The 20393-nt window shown below is 29.2% G+C and carries 19 protein-coding genes and 1 pseudogene; 4 read left to right on the top strand and 16 right to left on the bottom strand.

The window, feature by feature from the left end; genetic code table 11:
* Position 1 precedes the first annotated feature (1 nt).
* Together DYE58_RS01060 and DYE58_RS01065 are read right to left on the bottom strand one after the other, a co-directional pair.
* A complete protein-coding gene (locus DYE58_RS01060; RefSeq protein WP_115311928.1) occupies positions 2-2662 on the bottom strand; it encodes a PD-(D/E)XK nuclease family protein in 2661 nt (886 codons plus the stop codon).
* A gap of 1 nt (position 2663) precedes the next feature.
* Positions 2664-3626, bottom strand: coding sequence for an RluA family pseudouridine synthase (locus DYE58_RS01065; RefSeq protein ID WP_115311929.1), 963 nt, complete (start codon positions 3624-3626; stop codon positions 2664-2666).
* 117 nt (positions 3627-3743) lie between these two features.
* On the opposite strand from DYE58_RS01065, the gene DYE58_RS01070 reads away from it, so the two are divergent.
* Positions 3744-4379, top strand: coding sequence for an endolytic transglycosylase MltG (locus DYE58_RS01070; RefSeq protein ID WP_172463308.1), 636 nt, complete (start codon positions 3744-3746; stop codon positions 4377-4379).
* Between the two features lie 31 nt (positions 4380-4410).
* Here the strand turns inward: DYE58_RS01070 and DYE58_RS01075 are convergent, their stop codons facing one another.
* The 3 genes and pseudogenes from DYE58_RS01075 to DYE58_RS11500 all read right to left on the bottom strand — a co-directional run.
* Positions 4411-4728 (bottom strand): TIGR04076 family protein, encoded by a 318-nt coding sequence (locus DYE58_RS01075; RefSeq protein WP_040553132.1) that lies wholly within the window; start codon positions 4726-4728, stop codon positions 4411-4413.
* Positions 4729-4756: 28 nt separating this feature from the next.
* On the bottom strand, positions 4757-4843 hold the full coding sequence (locus DYE58_RS11615) for a peptide deformylase (protein WP_218563707.1): 87 nt from the start codon (positions 4841-4843) through the stop codon (positions 4757-4759).
* 47 nt (positions 4844-4890) lie between these two features.
* Positions 4891-5094, bottom strand: a pseudogene (locus tag DYE58_RS11500) (peptide deformylase); the annotation flags it as partial.
* Positions 5095-5304: 210 nt separating this feature from the next.
* Here DYE58_RS11500 and DYE58_RS01085 point away from each other — a divergent pair.
* Positions 5305-5652 carry a hypothetical protein gene (locus tag DYE58_RS01085; protein WP_040553129.1) on the top strand — a complete coding sequence of 116 codons (348 nt, stop codon included), beginning with the start codon at positions 5305-5307 and terminating at the stop codon, positions 5650-5652.
* A gap of 397 nt (positions 5653-6049) precedes the next feature.
* Entirely contained in the window at positions 6050-6496 is a 447-nt protein-coding gene (locus tag DYE58_RS01095) for an NADPH-dependent FMN reductase family protein (RefSeq protein ID WP_115311931.1), read from the top strand.
* Positions 6497-6544: 48 nt separating this feature from the next.
* Here the strand turns inward: DYE58_RS01095 and DYE58_RS01100 are convergent, their stop codons facing one another.
* Positions 6545-9283 (bottom strand): InlB B-repeat-containing protein, encoded by a 2739-nt coding sequence (locus tag DYE58_RS01100; protein WP_004822726.1) that lies wholly within the window; start codon positions 9281-9283, stop codon positions 6545-6547.
* Between the two features lie 912 nt (positions 9284-10195).
* Positions 10196-10468 carry a transposase gene (locus tag DYE58_RS11650; RefSeq protein ID WP_115311932.1) on the bottom strand — a complete coding sequence of 91 codons (273 nt, stop codon included), beginning with the start codon at positions 10466-10468 and terminating at the stop codon, positions 10196-10198.
* A gap of 305 nt (positions 10469-10773) precedes the next feature.
* Between DYE58_RS11650 and DYE58_RS01110 the strand changes: the two genes are divergently transcribed.
* On the top strand, positions 10774-11997 hold the full coding sequence (locus tag DYE58_RS01110) for an IS110 family RNA-guided transposase (protein WP_004823452.1): 1224 nt from the start codon (positions 10774-10776) through the stop codon (positions 11995-11997).
* Between the two features lie 175 nt (positions 11998-12172).
* Here the strand turns inward: DYE58_RS01110 and DYE58_RS01115 are convergent, their stop codons facing one another.
* From DYE58_RS01115 to DYE58_RS01155, 9 genes are all read right to left on the bottom strand, one after another.
* Positions 12173-12772, bottom strand: coding sequence for a peptidylprolyl isomerase (locus DYE58_RS01115; protein ID WP_004822724.1), 600 nt, complete (start codon positions 12770-12772; stop codon positions 12173-12175).
* Between the two features lie 16 nt (positions 12773-12788).
* Positions 12789-13466, bottom strand: coding sequence for a PAQR family membrane homeostasis protein TrhA (gene trhA, locus DYE58_RS01120; protein WP_004822722.1), 678 nt, complete (start codon positions 13464-13466; stop codon positions 12789-12791).
* Positions 13460-14215 carry a type I methionyl aminopeptidase gene (gene map, locus DYE58_RS01125; protein WP_004822720.1) on the bottom strand — a complete coding sequence of 252 codons (756 nt, stop codon included), beginning with the start codon at positions 14213-14215 and terminating at the stop codon, positions 13460-13462. The genes trhA and map overlap by 7 nt, the downstream gene beginning before the upstream one ends.
* A gap of 56 nt (positions 14216-14271) precedes the next feature.
* Positions 14272-15150, bottom strand: coding sequence for a tRNA modification radical SAM protein MnmL/YtqA (mnmL, locus tag DYE58_RS01130; protein ID WP_004822718.1), 879 nt, complete (start codon positions 15148-15150; stop codon positions 14272-14274).
* A 72-nt stretch (positions 15151-15222) separates the two neighbouring features.
* On the bottom strand, positions 15223-17013 hold the full coding sequence (locus tag DYE58_RS01135; protein ID WP_115311933.1) for a DUF4153 domain-containing protein: 1791 nt from the start codon (positions 17011-17013) through the stop codon (positions 15223-15225).
* 112 nt (positions 17014-17125) lie between these two features.
* Positions 17126-17857 (bottom strand): tRNA pseudouridine(38-40) synthase TruA, encoded by a 732-nt coding sequence (gene truA / locus DYE58_RS01140; protein WP_004822712.1) that lies wholly within the window; start codon positions 17855-17857, stop codon positions 17126-17128.
* Complete coding sequence (locus DYE58_RS01145) at positions 17854-18666, bottom strand: energy-coupling factor transporter transmembrane component T family protein (protein ID WP_004822709.1); 813 nt, start codon at positions 18664-18666, stop codon at positions 17854-17856. Before DYE58_RS01145 ends, truA begins: the two co-directional genes overlap by 4 nt.
* A complete protein-coding gene (locus tag DYE58_RS01150; RefSeq protein WP_004822708.1) occupies positions 18659-19522 on the bottom strand; it encodes an energy-coupling factor transporter ATPase in 864 nt (287 codons plus the stop codon). The genes DYE58_RS01145 and DYE58_RS01150 overlap by 8 nt, the downstream gene beginning before the upstream one ends.
* Complete coding sequence (locus DYE58_RS01155) at positions 19513-20331, bottom strand: energy-coupling factor transporter ATPase (RefSeq protein WP_004822706.1); 819 nt, start codon at positions 20329-20331, stop codon at positions 19513-19515. The genes DYE58_RS01150 and DYE58_RS01155 overlap by 10 nt, the downstream gene beginning before the upstream one ends.
* Between the last annotated feature and the right edge of the window lie 62 nt (positions 20332-20393).

The raw sequence follows: 20393 nt of genomic DNA on the forward strand, positions 1-20393 counted from the left end.
TTTAACTCCTTGCCAAATCAGAAATCCTGCTATCTACATCGTCCCACTTATCAAAAATTCCATTGTACATTAAATATATGACTTTTAAAGCATTGTCCAATGACTCTTGTAATTTATCTTTAAATTCTTCTGTGCTGAGTTGATTCCTAGCCCCTTTTATTTTTCCAATTTCATCAATATTTCTTATAACATGAGACACTTTTGCCCCCTTTATAAATCCATACTTACCTTCCACACAAGCCCCTTCAAAAAAGCTCATATATATTGGAATTTGAAAAACTTCTGTACCTTGTTTTTCAAAACCGGGAGCTGAAGAAAGTTTATAATCTGTTACAATTATTTTTCCATCAACACTTTGGTCCACTCTATCAATTCTTCCACTCAAGTCTATATTTCCAATTTTTATGATAAATGGCATTTCAAATTCTTTAGGTCTAAATCCATCTCTATTTTCTAAATCAACCTTTATATATTCACTTAAAATGGCACAATAAATTTTCTTTCTGAGTTGTGGAAAATCACTATTATTTGTTATTGGTTCAACAATTTCTTCCAGTTTTTTTTGGTCTAATGTATCATATTTTCTAAAATATCTTTCAAGAATCTTGTGAAAATCAGTTCCCATTTGCATATTAATTTTTTCAGGTTCTTTCAAAATATCTTTTAATCCTACCAATTCTAAATATAAAAAACTATATGGAGACCTAACCCAACTATCTAAATCACTTACTTTAAGACCACGTTTTTCAATTTTTGATTTTAAAATATCTTTGGCATTTCCAGATAATGTCACCTTGTTATCTTGTAAATTCCTCAACCTTTCTTCAAAAATTCTCATTATAATATCTTCAATATCTCTTTTAGATTGATACATGTCTAAATAATTTTCAGAAATTTCTTTTTTAGATTCTAAAATAACATTTGAGAATAGCTCTGACATCGTTGATATCCTATCTTCTACAACTTTATCTAAATTCAACATAAAAGAATAAGCTGAAAGATTTTCTTCATCTTTAAAAATCACTGTATTTTCAGATGAAGAAATAGCTATTAAAAATTTCAAAAGTTCCCTTTGATAAATTTCATCTTCATTTTCTACTTCAAACCCTATTTGTTTTAAAAATTCAAATTGAGTTTCAATCATGAAATTCCCACTTCTATAGTTTGGAAAATTCTCATTAAATGACGTTATATACAAATTTTCAAAGTTATATTTTAAACTTCCGTCTAAACTAAATACTTTTGATTTAAAAGGGTCTCTATTTTCAAAAGATATTCTATCTAAATATTCAATTAATAACTCAGTGTATTCTTTGACAGAAACCATTCCAAAATGTTCACCATATTCTTTTAAATTATTTAATACCAAAACAATTGAATTTAATGTGTTTAAATCATTTTTATAAACTTCAATATCATTTAACATACCATAGAAATTTTCAATTGACTCTTTAGTGTTTTCTAAAAATGATAAAAATATATCTGAATAATTTTCAAAAGTATCTCTTGATTTTATATCAATTTTAAGTTCCTCAAGAGTTGCCAAAAATTGTGTCAAGTCTATTTCCGCAGATATCTCAGTCTGTGTATTATTAATTAAGCTATTTAAATCTTTAAATTCTATCTTTGAAATTTCAGAAATCAACTTTTCATCTGAAGAATTTATTTTAAAATAGTTCAAATTTAATCTTCTAATTAAATTTCCCCTGTTCTGCTCTAAAATATAATCTATTAGAATTTTAAATTCCTCGACAATTTTTATTTCATTTACTTTTGTAGAAATATAATTTAGTTTTAGGTTTTCAATATTTTCTAATTGTCTTATATTTTTTACATCGGATAGAGTTATTACATCAGCTCTTTTCCCAGCTAGCAAATCTCTCTTTAAAAATTTAAATAGAACCTCATTTTCTCTATCACTTTTTACATTTGCAAATTTCAATCTTTCCTCAGATTTCAATTCTTCTATAACATCTAAAACTCTTTTTTTCGGCTCATCTCTTCTTATTTCAAAACCTATTTTTTTAAGTCTATCAACTAATTTTTCAGTATAATTGATATCTATTAATAAGTATGGAATGTTAAATATAACTTCATGAGAATTGGCTATCTTTTCAATGAATTTTATATCAGCTTTTTTCATAGAATAAAATCCATCAAATACAACAAGTCCAGTTTCAGATTTAAAACTTTCTATATCAGTTAAATCCGTGTATTTAGAATTAGATATAAAATCTTCATATTTTTTATAAACTTCGCCAACTTCTTTTAGAAAATTTTCAGAAGCATTTTCAAAAAGAGTAGAATCAACTAAACTTTCTCGCCCAAGTGCTATAAGTGTGGAAATTGCGCTTACCATTCCTCCGCTAAAATATAAACTTTCAAATTTTCCATTCTTCAAAATATTCTTTACAAAATATTTTTTCAAACTTCTATCCAATACTTTTTTACTTGTGGATATTTTTCTAAGAGAGTCCAGTCCTACAAAATCTAAATCCGATATACCACCCAATTTATTCACGTAATAATTTCTATATTGTATTGCAGCATTTTTAGTTGGCAAAATATAAGTTACTTTCCTACCTGAATTTATTTCTTCTAAAACTCTTTTTTCTACAGTATCATTAAATTCTCCAAAATTAGAATATATAGCATAGTTCATATTACTCACCAAAAATATCTTTTAAAATTCTTTCCTCTTTCTCCGGAAGCTTAACTTCAAACTCCTTATCACTTAAATAATTTAATTCCGCAGGCATATCTTTAAAAACAATTTTATTGTTGTGTAAAAATTGAGATTTATATCCATATTTTTCCATAAATCTTCTATTCACTCTCTCCTCTCCGTATTTCATATCCCCAACAATTGGAAATCCTTTAGACTTTAATACAGTCCTTATTTGATGTGTCCTTCCAGTTATAAGTTTTACAGATAATAGAGAATACTCTCCGGATTTAATCACTTTAAATTCCGTTATGGATTCTTTTCCCTCTGTCTTTGAAACCCTAACTTTGTTTGTCTTTTCATCTTTTAATAATTTACTTACATCTTCAAAATCATTTTTTACTTCACCAAGCACAAGAGTTGTGTAGAATTTATCTACTCTATGATTCCTTATTGAGTCATTTAAAATTCTCAAACTATTTGCATTTTTTGCCCCAATAATTATCCCTGAAGTATTTCTATCAAGTCTATTACAAATTGCTGGTCTAAAAGAGTTTTCTATTCTCGGAATATAATCTCCTTTTACAATTAAATAATCTATCATCATATCTACCATATTTTTTTCAAACTCTTTAGAATCGTTATGAGATAGAATCCCCGAAGGTTTATTCATCAATATTATATTTTCATCTTCATAAATTACCATCGGATAATTTTTGCCTCTCTTTAAATTTTTCTCCCCAGCTTGAAATTTCTTTATGGTTTCATCACTCAAGTACATTTCTATCTTGTCACCCTCATTTAATACAAATTCAGGTATTACTTTTTTCCCGTTTACAACTATATTTTTCTTTCTCAAATTTTTATATATAAAAGATAAATTAGATTTTTCAAAATATTTTTTTAAAAATCTATCTATTCTCTGCCCTGCATCATTCTTGTTTATTAAAATAGTTTGCATATTTCCACCCTCTGTATATTTCTGTTATAATGATAACATAAATATTTTAGAAAAGAGGATTAATTCAAATTGAACATATTTAGAAATATAGCAGATTTTTTTCATAGGATTTTAAAATTGATAATTTTAATTCTGGTTCTTTCTATATTAATATTGATTATAAAATGGAGATATGATGCTCTATATGTAGAGAGTACAACACGAACTGATGCAGAATTTTCTATAGTTGATGAAATAAGAAAAATCAAAAGTGATATAATTGCCACTAAGAATGGTGACCCTTTAGAATCTCCTATTCCTGTTGTAGTAGAAGATAAAAAAGATAATGTCACTATAAACATATCCGAAAATGAACCTGTAGATTCAATTGCAAACTCTTTATTAGAAAAAGGATTGATACAAGATACAGAAGTTTTTAAAGTTATGGTTAATGATATGGGACTTTACAATTCCTTTGTCAGCGGAACATATTCGTTTAAAAAAGATTCTAAAATTTTAGATACACTAATGACCCTTACAAATTCATCTTATAGAGAATATGATTTTGAAATAGTTGAAGGAGAAAATGCTCAAGCTGTAGGTAAAAAACTTTTGAGCATTGGTGCTATAAAATCAGAAGAAGCATTTGACCAACAATGCAAAGAACTTGGTGTTGAAAATAGTTTTAAAGCCGGCAAATACACTATATCAACTCCATCAAAAGTAATTAAAATAATAGAAAAATTAACCAGCCAAACATTAGATCAAAAATAGTAAAACCCAGCTTATAACTAGCTGGGCTTTTTTATTCATCAACATCTTCATCTAATGCTTCTATCAAAAAACTAACCGGACGAAACCCGTCATTACAAGAAATCATAGCCGACTTTTCATTTTTCATCCATCCGTTATAAATATTTTTTCCACCATGAGCCAGTGTCATAACAAAAGCAGACATACTTTGCCATGCACTTTCACACATACCCTCTGGTTTTTCCCAACCATTGGATATAAATACCTGTCCTTCTTTCATATCACAAGCATTTTCTATTGGATTTTCATATTTTTCTATCAAATCTTCGTGTCTCACAATTTTCATAACTGTAATTCTACATTTGTTCATATCAATTTCCTCTTTATAAATTACTTAATCATATTAGTATTCCATCAAGATGGTCTATTTCATGCTGTATAATTTGTGCTATAAATCCACTGTATATTAGTTTTCTTCTTGAAATTTATGTCTTCATACATCACTTCTATATTTTCATATAGCATAGTTTTTCTATCCCCCAAGTGATAGACACCCCTCTTCTGTTTCATAAGGTTTTGATTTAGCTTTTATAGTTGGATTTATCATAACTACATCCACCCTTTCCATAGGCACAATTATAATATTCTCTTTATAACCTATCATATTAGACGCCATACCAACGCACCTATCGCTATTAGCTTTTAATGTATCTCTTAAATCCTCTATTATTTGAACATCTTCCTTAGTTGCCCTTTCAGATTTTTATCTCAAAAATAAAGTATCTTTAACTATTTTTCTAATCATGAAACCTCATATTCCCTTCCTTAGTACTTTTAATATTAATACAAAGTCGTTAAAAATCAAATCTCGTTTTCTTCAATATAGCTTACATCCACTTGCATATTATTTTGTGATTTATATAATATTTACAAAGAGGTGTTTATTATGAAATCTATTCCCTTTGATTATTGGAAATATAGTACCAACGAAGTTTACAAATCTATAATAAAACATTACTTGCTTTGCAGTCGTAAATTTGAAATACGTTGTTTTAAAGATGAAGAATATGCTATATCTCAAGCACTATCTTTTGGAAAAATAAAAAATGAAGAGTCTGAATTTGAAACTGTAATTGTCGGTGATGTCAGCAAAGAATTTATAGAGTTCATTTTAAATCTACCTAAACCTATACAAGCTGATGATAACTATAATAAAATGGTACCTTTCTTTTCAATTTTTTTAGATTCTAACTTTTCATCTGAACACTATGGAACAGAGTTGTATCGCAATTAAATTTGAGGTATTTTAATGAAAAAATTTATTAATTTTATAATTTGGCAAGATATAGAAAAGCCAACCGGAGTTTTTCAGCAAATAAATAGATTATTATACATATTATTAGAAAATTTCTTTATTTTTTTAGTTTATATTTTTGTACAATATAATTTTCATAATCCTTTTTTAAAGTTTATTATGTTCATTTATTTTGCTTTAAATATATTGTTATACGGAGCCTGTATGGGACTTTTCTTAAAAAATAAAATAAATACTATGTCCTTACCTGCTATAGCTTTTTTAGGAATTTTCTTTGTAATAAAAGATATTATATCTTCTAAATAATGATTTTAGAATATTGTTCTATAACTATTAAATAAATTCTACCATTGTTCAACTAGGGAGTTGTTAAAATATGAATAAAAAAATAGCCATAATATATACTTCATTTCATCATATGAATACAGAACGTTTAATATTCTCTTTAGATGATGTAGACATCTTCAACACAACTAAATTAAATAATTTAAACTTTTCAAAATATGACTACATAGGATTTGCTTCTGGCATATACTATGGTGAGATGTCAAAAAATATTCTCGATGCCGCTCGAAAAATAATTTTAAAAGATTCAGCTAAAGTTTTTATTGTCTATACTTGTGGTATTTGTCTTAAAAATTATTCTAAAAGTATGGAGCATATTTTAAATTCAAGAAATTTAGATTATATTGGTGAATTTTCATGCCGTGGTTATGATAATTACGGTCCTTTTAAAATCTTTGGTGGAATATCCAAAAAGCACCCTACCCAAAATGATATTACTAATTTTAAAAAATTTATCTATGAAATTCAAAATTTATAGATCTCAAACATTAAAAACACGACTTCTCTAAAAGCCGTGTTTTATTTTTTAATATGCCCAACCCCAATTTCTATTCCATCCATTCCAGTCAATATTTGGAGTCTCTTCTGTCCAAAATCTTTCAGATTCATTTGGTTCTCTTTCATTTCTCCTATCATTAATAGGATTTATATCTTGTCTATTATATGATATCTGAGAAGTGTTTGGATGTTTTGAAATATCCCAAGCTCTATATCCGGCTTCTCTAGTTCTGAGCTTATCATCATTTACTAAATAAAACTCATAATTAGGACTGCTATTTGTTGGGTCATTCCATGTCAAGTCTATTTGATACCAAGTCCCATCTACCTGAACTCTATTCCACATATGATTTGTTTGTCCATTTCTAAATTGTCTTTCAACTTCTTCTCTTGGTATATAATAAGAACTGTTAGGTGATGTTGTAGTTACCATTCCTGATACGATTTCTACATTTAAATTTGCTTTTTTAGCAAAAGCATAAAAATATGTTGCATATCCTTGACATACTCCGTGATTATCATAATGTAGTGCCAATGGTGAAAATTGAGAGTATCTACCTTGTCCTCCTTCAGATCTATAATGAACCTTGTTTACAATGTGGTCATGTATAGCTCTAACCTTTTGCTCATCATTCATATTAGAATTTATATTTCTATCCACCCAACTTTGAATATCTGAGTGATATTTATCAATTACATTCTTATCCTCTGTAAAGTATCTAGGTTGTACTTGAACTAAATATATTTCTTCATTTCCTCTATACCAAGCTGTCAAACCGTAACTTAATTGATTCGTAACAGTTAGAGTTTCTGCATCTAATAAATCCAAACTATTTAAATCAATTTGAAAACCTTTCGCCTTAACTAATATAGGGTTTTTCAAATCCAAGATTTGTCTTTTTATTTCTCTTTCTAATTCAACTTTGCTATTTACTGTATCATTAACTTCTCTATAAGACCATTTCCCTACAAATTTTATATCTTCGCTTACTGATTCAAATCTATCCGGTGTCCACCCTTTAAATTCCCAACACCCAATAGTCCCATCATTCTTGATAAAATGTAATTGAACAACTTCTGCACCATTAGAATTTACAACTTTAGAAGCTGTTACACTCTCCCCTCGTGAAACTTCATTATTGCTAGGAAGTAATCCCATTATTTCATCCGGTATTTCAATTTCACTATCACTTACAAAAGAATAAGTTACATTATATTTTTTAGAATCTACAGGCAATATTTCAAAAACCGCTTTTAGTTTAACATCCTTTACTATTGAAGTATTGAAATCAAACTCGTTTATCCCATCTTCTGACCAAAACTTAAATTTATATCCTTCTTTTTGAGGAATTTGTTCTGGCTTTATAGCACTTTCTTTATATCCGACAGTAATTTGTGGAATATCAAATTCATTCCCTTCCACATCAAACATAACCGTTTTATAATCTTCATTCAGTTCATTTGTAAAAACTGCCTTTAAAATGATACTCTCATTTATTCTAGTATCAAAATTATATTCATTTATTCCATCTAATGACCAAAACTTAAATTTATATCCTTCTTTAATTGGATTAATTGGTTTTTCTACTCTTTCTCCTGATTTTACAATTGCAGTTGGTATTGTATTTGAGTCTCCATCAATATCAAAAACAACTGAGTACTCTTGTTGAGGTATAGGTTTAAAAACAGCTGTCAAGACCACATCTGATGACGGCATTATAATGATATTATTATTTAAATTTATTTCATCACCATTTATTGATTCACATTTTATATAATCTAATTCAAACCCTACATCAGGTTTAACAGATATCGTAACTTTTTCTCCTTTTGCAGACTTTAATTTATCTACAAATATTGAACCATTTGATGTTTCATAAGCATATACATTATACTTTAAAAGTTTCTCATTAGATTTTCCCTTAAGATTATTTTTAGATAACTCAATTAACTCAACTATACTATTTACTGTTTCTTGGTCAATATTGTGAGTATTAAATACATTTTTACCTATAATAACTGCATAATCATATTGATACTTATTAAAATCTGTATCAAATCTATATCTATCCTCCGCTTTAACCTTTGATTCTTCATCAATTAATTTTTTTAAATTACTTAAATCAGCAGAATAAATTCTTATATCATTTTTATTGCCTATCTTGTTACCTTTTAAATTTAATTTTGCCTTTTCTATTAAATTTAAAACTTCTTCTATGTCAATATCTTCATCTAAAGATGATAATGTATACTTCCCTATTTCTATTGCATAATCATATTCATCTTTATTAACTTGTGTATCTAATTTATATATATCAGATTTCTTAATATTATATGACTCATCAACTAATTCTCTTATTTTATTTAGTTTACTTCTACTAGTATATTTCTCTTCAAATTTAGCAATTAAATTTTTACTTTCAGTTGCAGGAACTGTAAAGTCAAACCTAACCCCATCTTCATCATACCAACCTATAAATTTTTTGCCATCTATATTCGGTTGTTTAGGAGCAACAATATAACGTCCCTTTATAAAATTTACTTTCCAATACTCTTGATTCCCTATATAGAATCTTATAGTTTTGTTGTTATTTGAAGTCTCAAAATCTCTTTCATCTCTCCAACTTCTATACCCCCAACTATTTTCTTCTCGCTTAGCTTTCAAAAAAGTTTGTTCCGTTTTTTTAAAACCTTCAGCAAAAGTAGTCCCTACATTTGATGCCAAAATCATCAAAGTAAACACTATAATAAGTATTCTTCTTTTCATGTTACCCTCCTTAAATTAATTTAGTCAAATATTTATTTAACTAAGTCATATTGTAACATGATAAATAGATGAATGAAAGTATTGTGTTATTTAAATTTTCTATATATAATTATTGTTTGATATAATTTTTTATATATTTCAATTATTGATTTAAACTAAAATAAAGGTGCTGTTGCAGAATAGATGATTCTACTCTGCAACAGCATTTTTTTATCAAGTATTTAAATTTAGCCATTGTGTTTTTGGTCTTGAAATATTTTTTAGATAAATTTATCTCGTTTTTCTTAAAAATGGGTTCACTTAATAAAGCTATACTTTTGAAAAAATTTTTTCTTAAGTAGCTTAGTATTTTATGATTTCTAAGTTCTTTTTTTGTTTTTGATGCTAATTTATTTAGGTTTTAGGCTATTGATAAGAGATTTATTTCACTTATTGCATTTGACTTTCATTTGTGATGAAATCTATTGGTTGTACATGTCCCTTGGATGATGGGATATGTTTTCTCCTATGGTAAATCCTGATGCACTTGTTAGTTATACGTTATATACTGGTTTTAGTTGTCCGTTTTTAATATGGTCTTCTTTCACTCACTTGAAGGTTACGTCATGATCTGTTTTTGAGTACGAGTTTCTATGCTCTCATATTGTTTTTAGATGTTCTTTGTATTTTTCGAGTTTTTCTTTCCGGTATTTTAGCTTTTGGTCCTTTCGTTGGAAATTATCTTTTCTTTTTCATTGTCTGTATGCAAATTCTATGTTTTTTTCTTTACATTCTTTTGAATACCGGTCAAATACTATTATTACTGCTTCTAAGTCTTCTTCTGAGCTCAAATTTTCATTAAGTCCTAAGTATTTTATGATTTTTATTTTTAGTTTTTCTTGATATTTTTCTATGATCCTTCTTTATTCAAAGCTATATCTGTTGGCATAGGCTTCTATCTTTGTTCCGTCTATATATACTTGATAGGTCTATTTGATTTTCTTCTATTGGTATCTCTACCATTTGATTGAGTATACTTGGTGTTAACTCCATGATTTTTTGCCTAAATCTATTTATTGTGCTATGGTTAGGTACTTTTTCTGTATCTAGCAGATACTTAATTCTTAAATCATATTTACAAGATTTTTCTATTTCTCTTGATAAAAATATTCCTTCTGAATAGCAAAATATTAGTATTTCAAATATTGTTGCCGGGTTACTTAAATACTTTGCATTGAGAAAAGACGAGGATTTTTTAGTTTCCTCGTCTTTTTAGTACCATAAATAGTGTAAGAAAGAAAGTGATTTCTATCTTGCACTATTTTTGTATAATGAAGAAGTAGTATGACGATCGTCTTTTAGGGTTAAAACATCCGCAATAAAAACTGTCATCTACCTCTTCATTATTCATATTCGGTTAAGCAGGTTGGGCAAAACGTCCGTGTCACGAGCTAAAATGAGTGTAATGGTGCAGGTAGGAACTACAAATTTAAAAGAAAGAAGGTAAGAAAATGATATCTATAGGAATAGATATAGCAAAAGAAAAATTTACAGCCTGTGCCTTAGAACAAGGTAGCAAAATTATTTGGAAGCCCTTTGATGTAAATCTTAACAAACCAGAAGTAGAAGGATTCTTAAATAAACTAAAAGATTTAAATCAAGAAATCAAAATAGTCATGGAAGCAACAGGAAAATATCATTTGCCAATTCTTTATGAATTAAAAAAACAAGGATACTTTGTAGCAGTAATTAATCCATTAAAAATGAAACAGTTCTGCCGAGTGTTAAACTTCAGAAAAGCAAAAAATGATAATATAGATGCCACACAAATAGCAGAATATGGGTTGATGTATTGGAAAGAATTACAAGAACACAAAGTAGATACAGAAAATTTTAGAACTCTAAAAGAATTAAACAGATCTTATCAGCATTACATGGACCTAAGAATCAATCAAATGAACTTCATAGACCAAACAATCAGTCAAACATTTCCAGGAATAAAAAAATTAATATCTCATGGATCTAAAGACTTCTCAAAAGACAAACTATTAGATTTCTTAGAAACATGGTGGCACAAAGACCTAGTTTTAGAAAAAACAGAAGAAAAATTCATAGAAGACTTTAAGAACTGGGCAAAAGAAAAGAGATACCATCCTAATGCTGATAAAGCTAAATCCATTTACAAGCTTGCAGAGGAAAGTATCTCAACTCAACCTTCCAATAGCTCATACATAAAGATGAACCTACAAGAAGGGATAGAATTGATCAAACATATAAATCAAATTCTATATAATATTTTATCACAAATGATAGAAATTGCCGAGCCTCTAGAAGAATATCAAGAAGCCAAAAAATTCTCAGGAATATCAGACAAATTAGCAGTACAAATAACAGCAGAATTTGGAGACTTATCAAAATTTAAAAATAAAAAATGCCTAATATCCTTTGTAGGAATAGACTCACCTCCATATGAATCGGGGAATTTCAAAGCAGATCAGAGAAAAATAACCAAAAGAGGTAATGCAATACTTAGAAAAATAGGATACCAATCTATGAAATGTATGATGAGTGTTAAAAATCCAGAAAATGAAATATATCTATATATGCTAAAAAAAGAAAAAGATGGAAAAGCAAAAAAAGTATGTAAATTTGCAGGCTTAAATAAGTTCTTAAGAATCTACTATGCAAAAGTTATGGCATCAAAACAAGAAAAGGAGGCGTTAAAAGTAGCTTAGAGCTAGGAATAGAATAGTTAAAACAAGCCGATATCAACCGGCTTATTTGCTATGCTTAAATTCAATACTAAATATTACAAGCCTACTCTGAAATTAATTTCGGAGTAGGCTTGACTTTTGTTAGCAGGTTTTCATTTTGAGACTTTTGCAACAGCCTCTTTAGCTTATATAAATTTTAGAAAGTTATTATTTCTGCAGTTTCTATTACTACATCTTCCACTGGTTTATCTCTAAAATCAACTTTTAAAGATGCAATTTCATCTACTACTTCCATTCCTTCAAAAACTTGACCAAATACAGTATGTTTACCATCAAGCCAGAAAGTTCCACCTAAATTTTCATATACATCTACAATTTCATCTGGATATCCTTTTTCAGGCCCCGCTGATCTCATTTGTGATATAACATCTTCTGAAACAGGTCCTGCTTGAACTATGAAAAACTGAGAACCATTTGTGTTAGGTCCTGCATTTGCCATTGAAAGAGCTCCTCTAAAATTTCTAAAATTTAAATTTATTTCATCTTCAAATTTTTTACCAAATATACTCTCTCCGCCCATTCCAGTTCCTGTTGGGTCTCCACCTTGAATCATAAAGTTATCTATAACTCTGTGGAAAATAATTCCATTGTAATATCCTTTATTTATTAAACCTTTAAAATTTTCTACAGTTTTTGGAGCTGCTTCTTCAAAAAGTCTAAGCTTTATAGCTCCATGATTTGTATTTAAAACTGCTATTTCTTCACCCTTATTTGGTTCTCTTATTTGTTCTAACATTATTACACCTCTTTATTTAAACTAATGCGTAAGCTTCTAAAATGCCTACAAAATGTGCTACACTTGCTAAAAGTACAAAAACATGCCAAATAGCATGATTATATGGAATTTTTTTGTTAGCATAAAAAATTGCTCCTATAGAATATAGTAGTCCTCCTAATACTAACCAAAATATAAATTCAAGAGAAGTTGTATTATAAATAGATTTCATCATAAATATAGAAATCCATCCCAACCCTAAATAAATCCCTAAAGATAACTTATCAAACTTAGAGAATTTGCCTAAAGTTATAATTTTAAAAACTATACCTACTATGCATACAAGCCATATAAATGAAAGCATTATAATCCTCATAATTCCATCTAAAGACAATAGTATTATTGGTGTATATGTACCACCAATAAAAATAAATATTGAACAGTGGTCAAAAACTCTAAGTACTCTCTTAAATTTTTCATTCGGAATACTATGGTATATAGCTGAACTCAAATATAAAAAAATTAGACATCCACCATAAATTGAAAATCCAACAATCTGAACAACAGATTTATTTCTAACTCCAAAAATTATTAAAAACACCAACCCAACAATTCCAAGTAAAAATCCTAGCCAATGTGTTATAGCATTTAACAATTGCTCCTTAAAAGAATAAATCACTACTTCTCTTTTAATAAAATCACCTTCTTTTAACAATCCCCTTGATCTGTAATTATAATAGGTCCATCTTCAGTTATTGCTATCTGATGTTCATATTGTGCAGATAAAGAATGGTCAAGTGTCCTTGCAGTCCAACCATTGTCATCGATAGTGAGTTCATGTCTTCCCATGTTAATCATAGGTTCTACTGTAAATACCATTCCCTCTTGAATTCTAATTCCTCTTCCAGGTTTTCCATAGTGAAGAACTTGAGGGTCTTCGTGCATATCTCTTCCAATCCCATGTCCTACAAATTCCCTTACTACAGAATATCCGTTTTCTTCCGCATAAGTTTGTATTGCATTTCCTATATCTCCAAGTCTGTTTCCTATAACAGCCTTTTCAATTCCCTTATACATACATTCACGAGTCACATCTAATAGTTTTTGAGCTTCATCACTAATATTGCCCACAGCATAACTCCAAGCTGAATCAGCCAACCAACCATCTACATTTACAACCATGTCAACAGTTATTATATCTCCATCTTTTAAAACATATTCTCCAGGAAATCCATGACAAATTTCATCATTTACAGAAGCACATATTGAATAAGGGTAACCTTGATATCCTTTTTGCTCAGGATAAGCTCCCCTATCTTTCAAAAACTTCTCTACAAATCTGTCCAACTCTATAGTTTTGACACCAGGTTTAATTTGCTCTCTTAAGTTGTGATGTACTTCAGAAAGCAATTTGCCCGCTATCTGCATTTTCTTTATTTCATCTTTAGTTTTTATTACTATCATTTTTGTCACCTTCTTATGAAAATAATTATATCATAATTTTATTTTAACATTGAATATCATTTAAATTTTCTTTTCTTGAGTTCAGAGTATATTTCCGAAATCACAGTAAGTTTATCTCTACACCACATAGGTGCAATGTGTAGCTTTTTATCGGGATCGCCTGTTATCCTATGCACCACTATCTCTTTTGGTAATTTTTCTAATGAATCACAAACTATCTTAACATACTCATCTCTTGTTATAAGTCGTATATCATTTTCTAAATAAAATTTAAATAATTTAGAGTCTCTTTGAATATACAGAGAATGGAATTTTACTCCAAATGGTTTTATTTTATACACATAATTTAAAGTGTTTAAATAGTCTTCATAAGTTTCATAGGGTAGCCCATAAATTACATGAGTTAGAAACTTTATATTTGCTCTTTTTAATTTATTAACCCCGTCCTCAAACTCTCTGTGTGTGTATCCTCTATTTATTAACTCTATGGTTTTTTCATTCACTGTTTGAAGCCCAAGTTCTAACCAAAGAAATGTTTTTTTATTCAAATCAATTAGCATTTCCATCACTTCGTCATTTAAACAATCAGCTCTTGTCGCTATTGCAAGTCCAACTATTCCATTGATTTTTATTACATCATTATACATTTTCTTCAAATAACCTATATCACCATAAGTGTTCGTAAAATTTTGAAAGTATGCAATAAATTTATCTGACTTCCACTTCTTTGACATAAAAGTTTTTTGAAACTCCACTTGTCTATTTATGTTAAAGTCTGAAAATGTAAATTCCCCAGCTCCTCTTGAAGAACAAAATATACAACCTCCTTGATTATTAATTCTGTTTGGACAAGAGTTGTGCCCATCTAAGGATAATTTTATAACTTTTGAGCCAAATTTATTTTTTAAATAGTCGTTTAATGTTGTATAGTACATTCTTCCCCCTATTTGTATCTAATCCAAAAATTTTCTATATTTATTTTAGCAAAAAAATAGAGAGCTCCCTCTCTATTTTAAATTTCCTGTTATTAGATAAAATTTCATATATTGAATACTTTCGCCTTCTTTTATTCCGCTTTCATTTAATTGTGTAAAGACAACTTTGTATACAATGCCTTTTGAATTTCCTTTTATGCTAAGGTCTTCTAACACTATAGTTTCATTGGAGACCTTTAAAACCCTCAACTTATTTAAGACATCTTTCATATCAAAACTGAAAAGTTTATTGTATTTTTCCCCAATTTTATATTCTATAGTTGCTATTCCGTTATTGCTACTTACTTTATAATTTCCTATTGTCTTACTATCTTCTACATCAGAATATAATTCAAATTCCATCAATCTGGAATAACCTGTTAAATCTATAGAAGAATTTCCTTCATAGAAATAACTTAAATCCTCTTTAGTACTTGATGAATATTTATGTGAGAATCCAAATAGTTTTTCAAAATTTTCTTCTGTATTTTTATAGTCATTAGGAAGATATTTAGACTCCCAAGGTCTGTGCTTTTCTGTCATATATTCAACTATTTGCACTATTTCTGCTTTGTCTTCATCAGATATATCTGATGATGGAACGACTTCTCTTCGCAATAACATATTATTCTTCTCTAATATTTTTGCCAATCTATTATTTTGACTCTCTGCTGAAACTCTATAAGCACTTATCGGACCTAAAGTTGATATTAAAATTGTAGCTGCCAAAATTATAGGAATAGTTATATTTGAATTTTTTCTATAGAACACATAATATAAATTTGAAAGAGTTGCAAAAATACCCGCGGCTAAAACAAAAAATCTATTTTCTGTAATTCCATACTCTCTTATTCTAAATATAATGGCATAGAACATCATTCCCATTATAGGGAGAATTATTATAGGAAAATATTTTTTAAAACCTTCAACTACTTTTGAATCTTCTATTTTACCAAGCACAAACATCAGCATCACTTCAAAAATAGAAAACCAAATTACAAGCTCTACTATCATTCCTTGAGGTATTTCTGCCGTTATTATAATCTTTGCAAAATAAAGATAAAGTATAGTTATATATACTACAAATATAGGAACTAATATATAAATTATAAGTGCCTTTATTGGTTTGCTTAATTTATAATTGTCAAATGAAGCACTTGCTCTCGGATAATTTGACAAAAAAATTCCAACATTAAATGGCATCATTAAAATCACAAAAGTTGAAGAATATATCTTATCGCTAATTTCTATTCCCAACAACTTATTTATTGCAAAATATATGCTAAATAATCCCACTAACATTATCACAGAATAGCTTACAGATATAAAAGCTGATGTAAATATCTTTATCAAATATGCTATGAAATCTGAATGATAAAATAATTTTGCTGCAAAAAAACACCCACTTGTCAAGCCAAGCAACAATCCAAAATATATATATTTATTTTCAAACTCAAACAATGTCGGGTCGGAAAACAATACTGTCTTTCCTATACCAAGCAAAAATATAGTTGATAAAATTGTCACCGATATCTTTATTAACTTATTTCTATTAATGTTCTCTTGAGTTTTGGCTGACTGAGATAAGCCTTCAAAAAATAAACTAACAAACATAGCCATAACTGCTGCTAACATAAAAAAGTAAGCAAATCTTATTGCACTTGAAAATTCACCTTTTATGCCACCCATAAATGATTGATCTTTTGCTATAACAACTATAAAACAAAGCGCTGAGAGAATTATCAATGCCATAACAAGAGGATATCTTTTAAAAGCATTTTTTGCCTTATTTAATGTTTCTGTAATTCTATAAATTATTTTCATAATTCCTCCTATATATATTATAACCTAAAAAAAATAAGTGTACATCAGTACACTCAAATTTTCGACATTGTCATCAATTTTTAAACTTTTTATTTATTATTTAAAATTATACTCAATAAAAAATCTCCATTAAGTACAATCCACACCCCGGAGCAGTCGGGCCCGCTTTTATTCTCTCTTTTGACTTCATTGCATTGTATAGACAATCTTCCGGCAATCTTCCTCTTCCTATTTCAAGAGCTGTTCCAACTATTATCCTAACCATATTTTTCAAAAAGCTCTTTCCGTAAAAATCAAATTCTATAGTTTCTCCAACTCTTTTTACTTCAATCTTATCTATTCGTCTTATTGTATCTTTTACCACTGCATATCTGCCCATAAAAGCTTTATAATCATTCTCCCCAATTATCTTATCCAAAGCTCTTTGCATTCTGTCTACATCAACATTGTAATTGTAGTGCATAGCTCTATTCAAATATAGTGGGTTTCTATGAAAAGAATTATACACTATATATTTATAGTGCTTGCCTTTTGCTGAAAATCTTGCATGAAAATCTTCTTCAACTCTTCTTGCATCAAGCACTGATATATCTTCTGGAAGATGATAATTAATAATCCTTGCCATATTTTTCACTTCAACTTTTGTATCCGTATAAAAATTTACCATCTGACCTTGAGCATGAACACCTGCGTCAGTCCTACCAGAATAATATAGTTTAACTTTATGCATTACTGATTTTTCAACTGCTTTTTTAAGTTCTTCTTCAATAGACACACAACTTGGTTGCATTTGAAAACCGTGATAGTTTGTGCCCATATAGGCAACTTTTAATAATATATTCATATCATATCAATGGGAGCATATTTAAAAGCTATCATCAATGCTAAAAGTCCCAATGTCAATCCCAAACCAACATAGTCCGAACCCTTAATTTCCAATTGCCTAAATTTAGTACGTCCCTTTCCTCCACGATAGCATCTCGCTTCCATAGCTGTTGCAAGTTCATCTGCTCTACGAAAAGAATTTATAAAAAGAGGAACTAATAACGGAACTAAATTTTTAGCCCTTTTAATCATATTTCCACTTTCAAAATCCGCACCTCTTGCCATTTGTGCTTTCATTATCTTGTCTGTCTCTTCAATTAAAGTAGGTATGAATCTTAAAGCTATTGTCATCATCATCGCTATTTCATGGGCTGGAACACCAATTTTTCTAAGTGGATTTAAAAGATTTTCTATACCATCAGTCATTTCTATAGGGGATGTCGTAAGTGTCAACATACTTGTCCCCATTACTAGTAGCAACAATCTTATTGCCATCATTATTGCCATCTTCAATCCTTCTTCTGTAATATTTATCACTCCCAAAGTAAAGATTATCTTCCCGGGTATAAATATAAGATTTATTATAAATGTAATCAGCAAAATCCATCTCAGAGGTTTAACCCCTTTTATTATCATTTTAAAAGGTACATGTGATAGTTTTACAACTGTAAACAGAAATATTGCAACTGGTATATATGGTGTAAATTTATCTACAAAGAATAAACTTATTATAAATACGATCATACTTATTATTTTTATTCTAGGGTCTAATCTATGCACTGGCGATTCAACCGGGTAGTATTGCCCTATCGTTATATCCTTAAGCATTTTTCCCCCTTAAATATTTTATAAGTTCCACTTTCGCCTCTTCTATGGTTAGAACATCATCATTAACTGAATTATTACATTTCTTAAAGGCTCTCATAAAAGACGTTACCTGTGGCACTCCAAGTCCTATTTCAACGAGCTCATCTTCTCTTTTAAAAACTTCTCTTGGAGTTCCGTCCATTATAAGTTTCCCTCTGTTCATAACTATTATTCTATCGGCAATTTCTGCTATATCTTCCATTGAGTGAGATACTAAAATTATAGTTATATCTCTCTTTGAAAAAATTTCTTTTATCTCTACTAAAATTTCATCCCTGCCCGCTGGATCAAGTCCTGCCGTTGGCTCATCAAGAATTAGTAGCTTAGGTTGCATAGCGAGAACTCCGGCTATTGCAACACGTCTTTTTTGACCTCCTGAGAGTTCAAAAGGACTACGTCCTTTCAAACTTTCATAATCTAATCCTACTGATTCCATAGCTTCCTTTACTCTATTATTAGCTTCTTCTTCGCTAAGTCCTTGATTCTTAGGTCCAAAAGCTATATCTTTTTCTATGGTTTCTTCAAATAGTTGATATTCCGGGTACTGAAATACTAATCCTACTGATTTTCTTATCTCTTGTAGCTTTACATCCTTTAAAGAAATATTTTTGCCGTCTATATATACTTCTCCCTCTGTAGGTTTTATAAGACCGTTTAAATGTTGTATTAACGTACTTTTTCCTGAACCAGTGTGCCCTATCAGACCTACAAATTCACCCTTTTCAATATTCAAAGAAACCGAGTCCAATGCCTTCTTTTCAAAACTAGAACCATGGTTATAAATATGTGTAAGATTTCTTATTTCTACTAACGACATATCTCACCCACTAATTCTTCAATACTCAAAATTTCTGTATTTATATTAAATCCCTCTTTTTTAAGTTCCCAAGCAAGTTCTGTCACTTGTGGAACATCAAGTCCCATTGCCTTTACTTTATCTACATTTGAAAAAACTTTTCTTGGAGTATTATCTAGTATTACTTCTCCTTTTTCAATTACAACAAGTCTGTCTGCTTCAGCAGCTTCGTCCATATAATGTGTAATTAAAATTATTGTTTTTCCTTGCTCCCTATTCAACTTTTTGATAGTTTCCATAACTTCTGCTCTTCCAACAGGATCCAACATAGCAGTGGGCTCATCTAAAATTATATAATCCGGTGCCATAGCTAAAATCCCAGCAATTGCAATTCTCTGTTTTTGTCCTCCACTTAGCAGGTGAGGAGCATTTTTTCTAAACTCTGTCATTCCAACTGATTCCAAAGATAATGTAACTCTATCTCTTATTTCTTCAGTAGGCATCCCCAAATTTTCAGGACCAAATGCAACATCTTCTTCAACTATTGTCGCAACTATTTGGTTGTCTGGATTTTGAAAAACCATTCCCGCACGAGCTCTTATATCCCAAATATCTTCATCTGATTTAGTATTCAATTTATCTACAAATACATCCCCATCTGTAGGTACTAAAAGCCCATTTATCAACTTTGCAAGAGTACTCTTGCCACTTCCGTTGTGTCCAAGTATGGCTACAAACTCTCCCTTTTCTATGTTCAAGTTTATATTTTTTATAGTATAATCTTCATCTTCTTCACTATATTTGAATTTTAAATTTTTTATTTCTATCATTATTTTACCTCGTATTCTAATATAGTTTAGTACAAGAATTATCTCTTTTCAACAAATATGTT

It is taken from the genome of Peptoniphilus indolicus (assembly GCF_900454665.1).
Classification (GTDB): domain Bacteria; phylum Bacillota; class Clostridia; order Tissierellales; family Peptoniphilaceae; genus Peptoniphilus; species Peptoniphilus indolicus.

Bases quoted from the DNA above. Each gene is read 5' to 3' on its own strand.
- DYE58_RS01115 (WP_004822724.1), bottom strand. From the start codon at position 12,772: ATGTTAGAACAAATAAGAGAACCAAATAAGGGTGAAGAAATAGCAGTT.
- truA (WP_004822712.1), bottom strand. From the start codon at position 17,857: ATGAATATATTATTAAAAGTTGCCTATATGGGCACAAACTATCACGGT.
- DYE58_RS01145 (WP_004822709.1), bottom strand. From the start codon at position 18,666: ATGCTTAAGGATATAACGATAGGGCAATACTACCCGGTTGAATCGCCA.
- DYE58_RS01085 (WP_040553129.1), top strand. From the start codon at position 5,305: ATGAAATCTATTCCCTTTGATTATTGGAAATATAGTACCAACGAAGTT.
- DYE58_RS01075 (WP_040553132.1), bottom strand. From the start codon at position 4,728: ATGAACAAATGTAGAATTACAGTTATGAAAATTGTGAGACACGAAGAT.
- map (WP_004822720.1), bottom strand. From the start codon at position 14,215: ATGATAGTAATAAAAACTAAAGATGAAATAAAGAAAATGCAGATAGCG.
- DYE58_RS01095 (WP_115311931.1), top strand. From the start codon at position 6,050: ATGAATAAAAAAATAGCCATAATATATACTTCATTTCATCATATGAAT.
- DYE58_RS01150 (WP_004822708.1), bottom strand. From the start codon at position 19,522: ATGTCGTTAGTAGAAATAAGAAATCTTACACATATTTATAACCATGGT.
- DYE58_RS01100 (WP_004822726.1), bottom strand. From the start codon at position 9,283: ATGAAAAGAAGAATACTTATTATAGTGTTTACTTTGATGATTTTGGCA.
- DYE58_RS01065 (WP_115311929.1), bottom strand. From the start codon at position 3,626: ATGCAAACTATTTTAATAAACAAGAATGATGCAGGGCAGAGAATAGAT.
- DYE58_RS01110 (WP_004823452.1), top strand. From the start codon at position 10,774: ATGATATCTATAGGAATAGATATAGCAAAAGAAAAATTTACAGCCTGT.
- mnmL (WP_004822718.1), bottom strand. From the start codon at position 15,150: ATGTACTATACAACATTAAACGACTATTTAAAAAATAAATTTGGCTCA.
- DYE58_RS01155 (WP_004822706.1), bottom strand. From the start codon at position 20,331: ATGATAGAAATAAAAAATTTAAAATTCAAATATAGTGAAGAAGATGAA.
- DYE58_RS01060 (WP_115311928.1), bottom strand. From the start codon at position 2,662: ATGAACTATGCTATATATTCTAATTTTGGAGAATTTAATGATACTGTA.
- DYE58_RS01135 (WP_115311933.1), bottom strand. From the start codon at position 17,013: ATGAAAATAATTTATAGAATTACAGAAACATTAAATAAGGCAAAAAAT.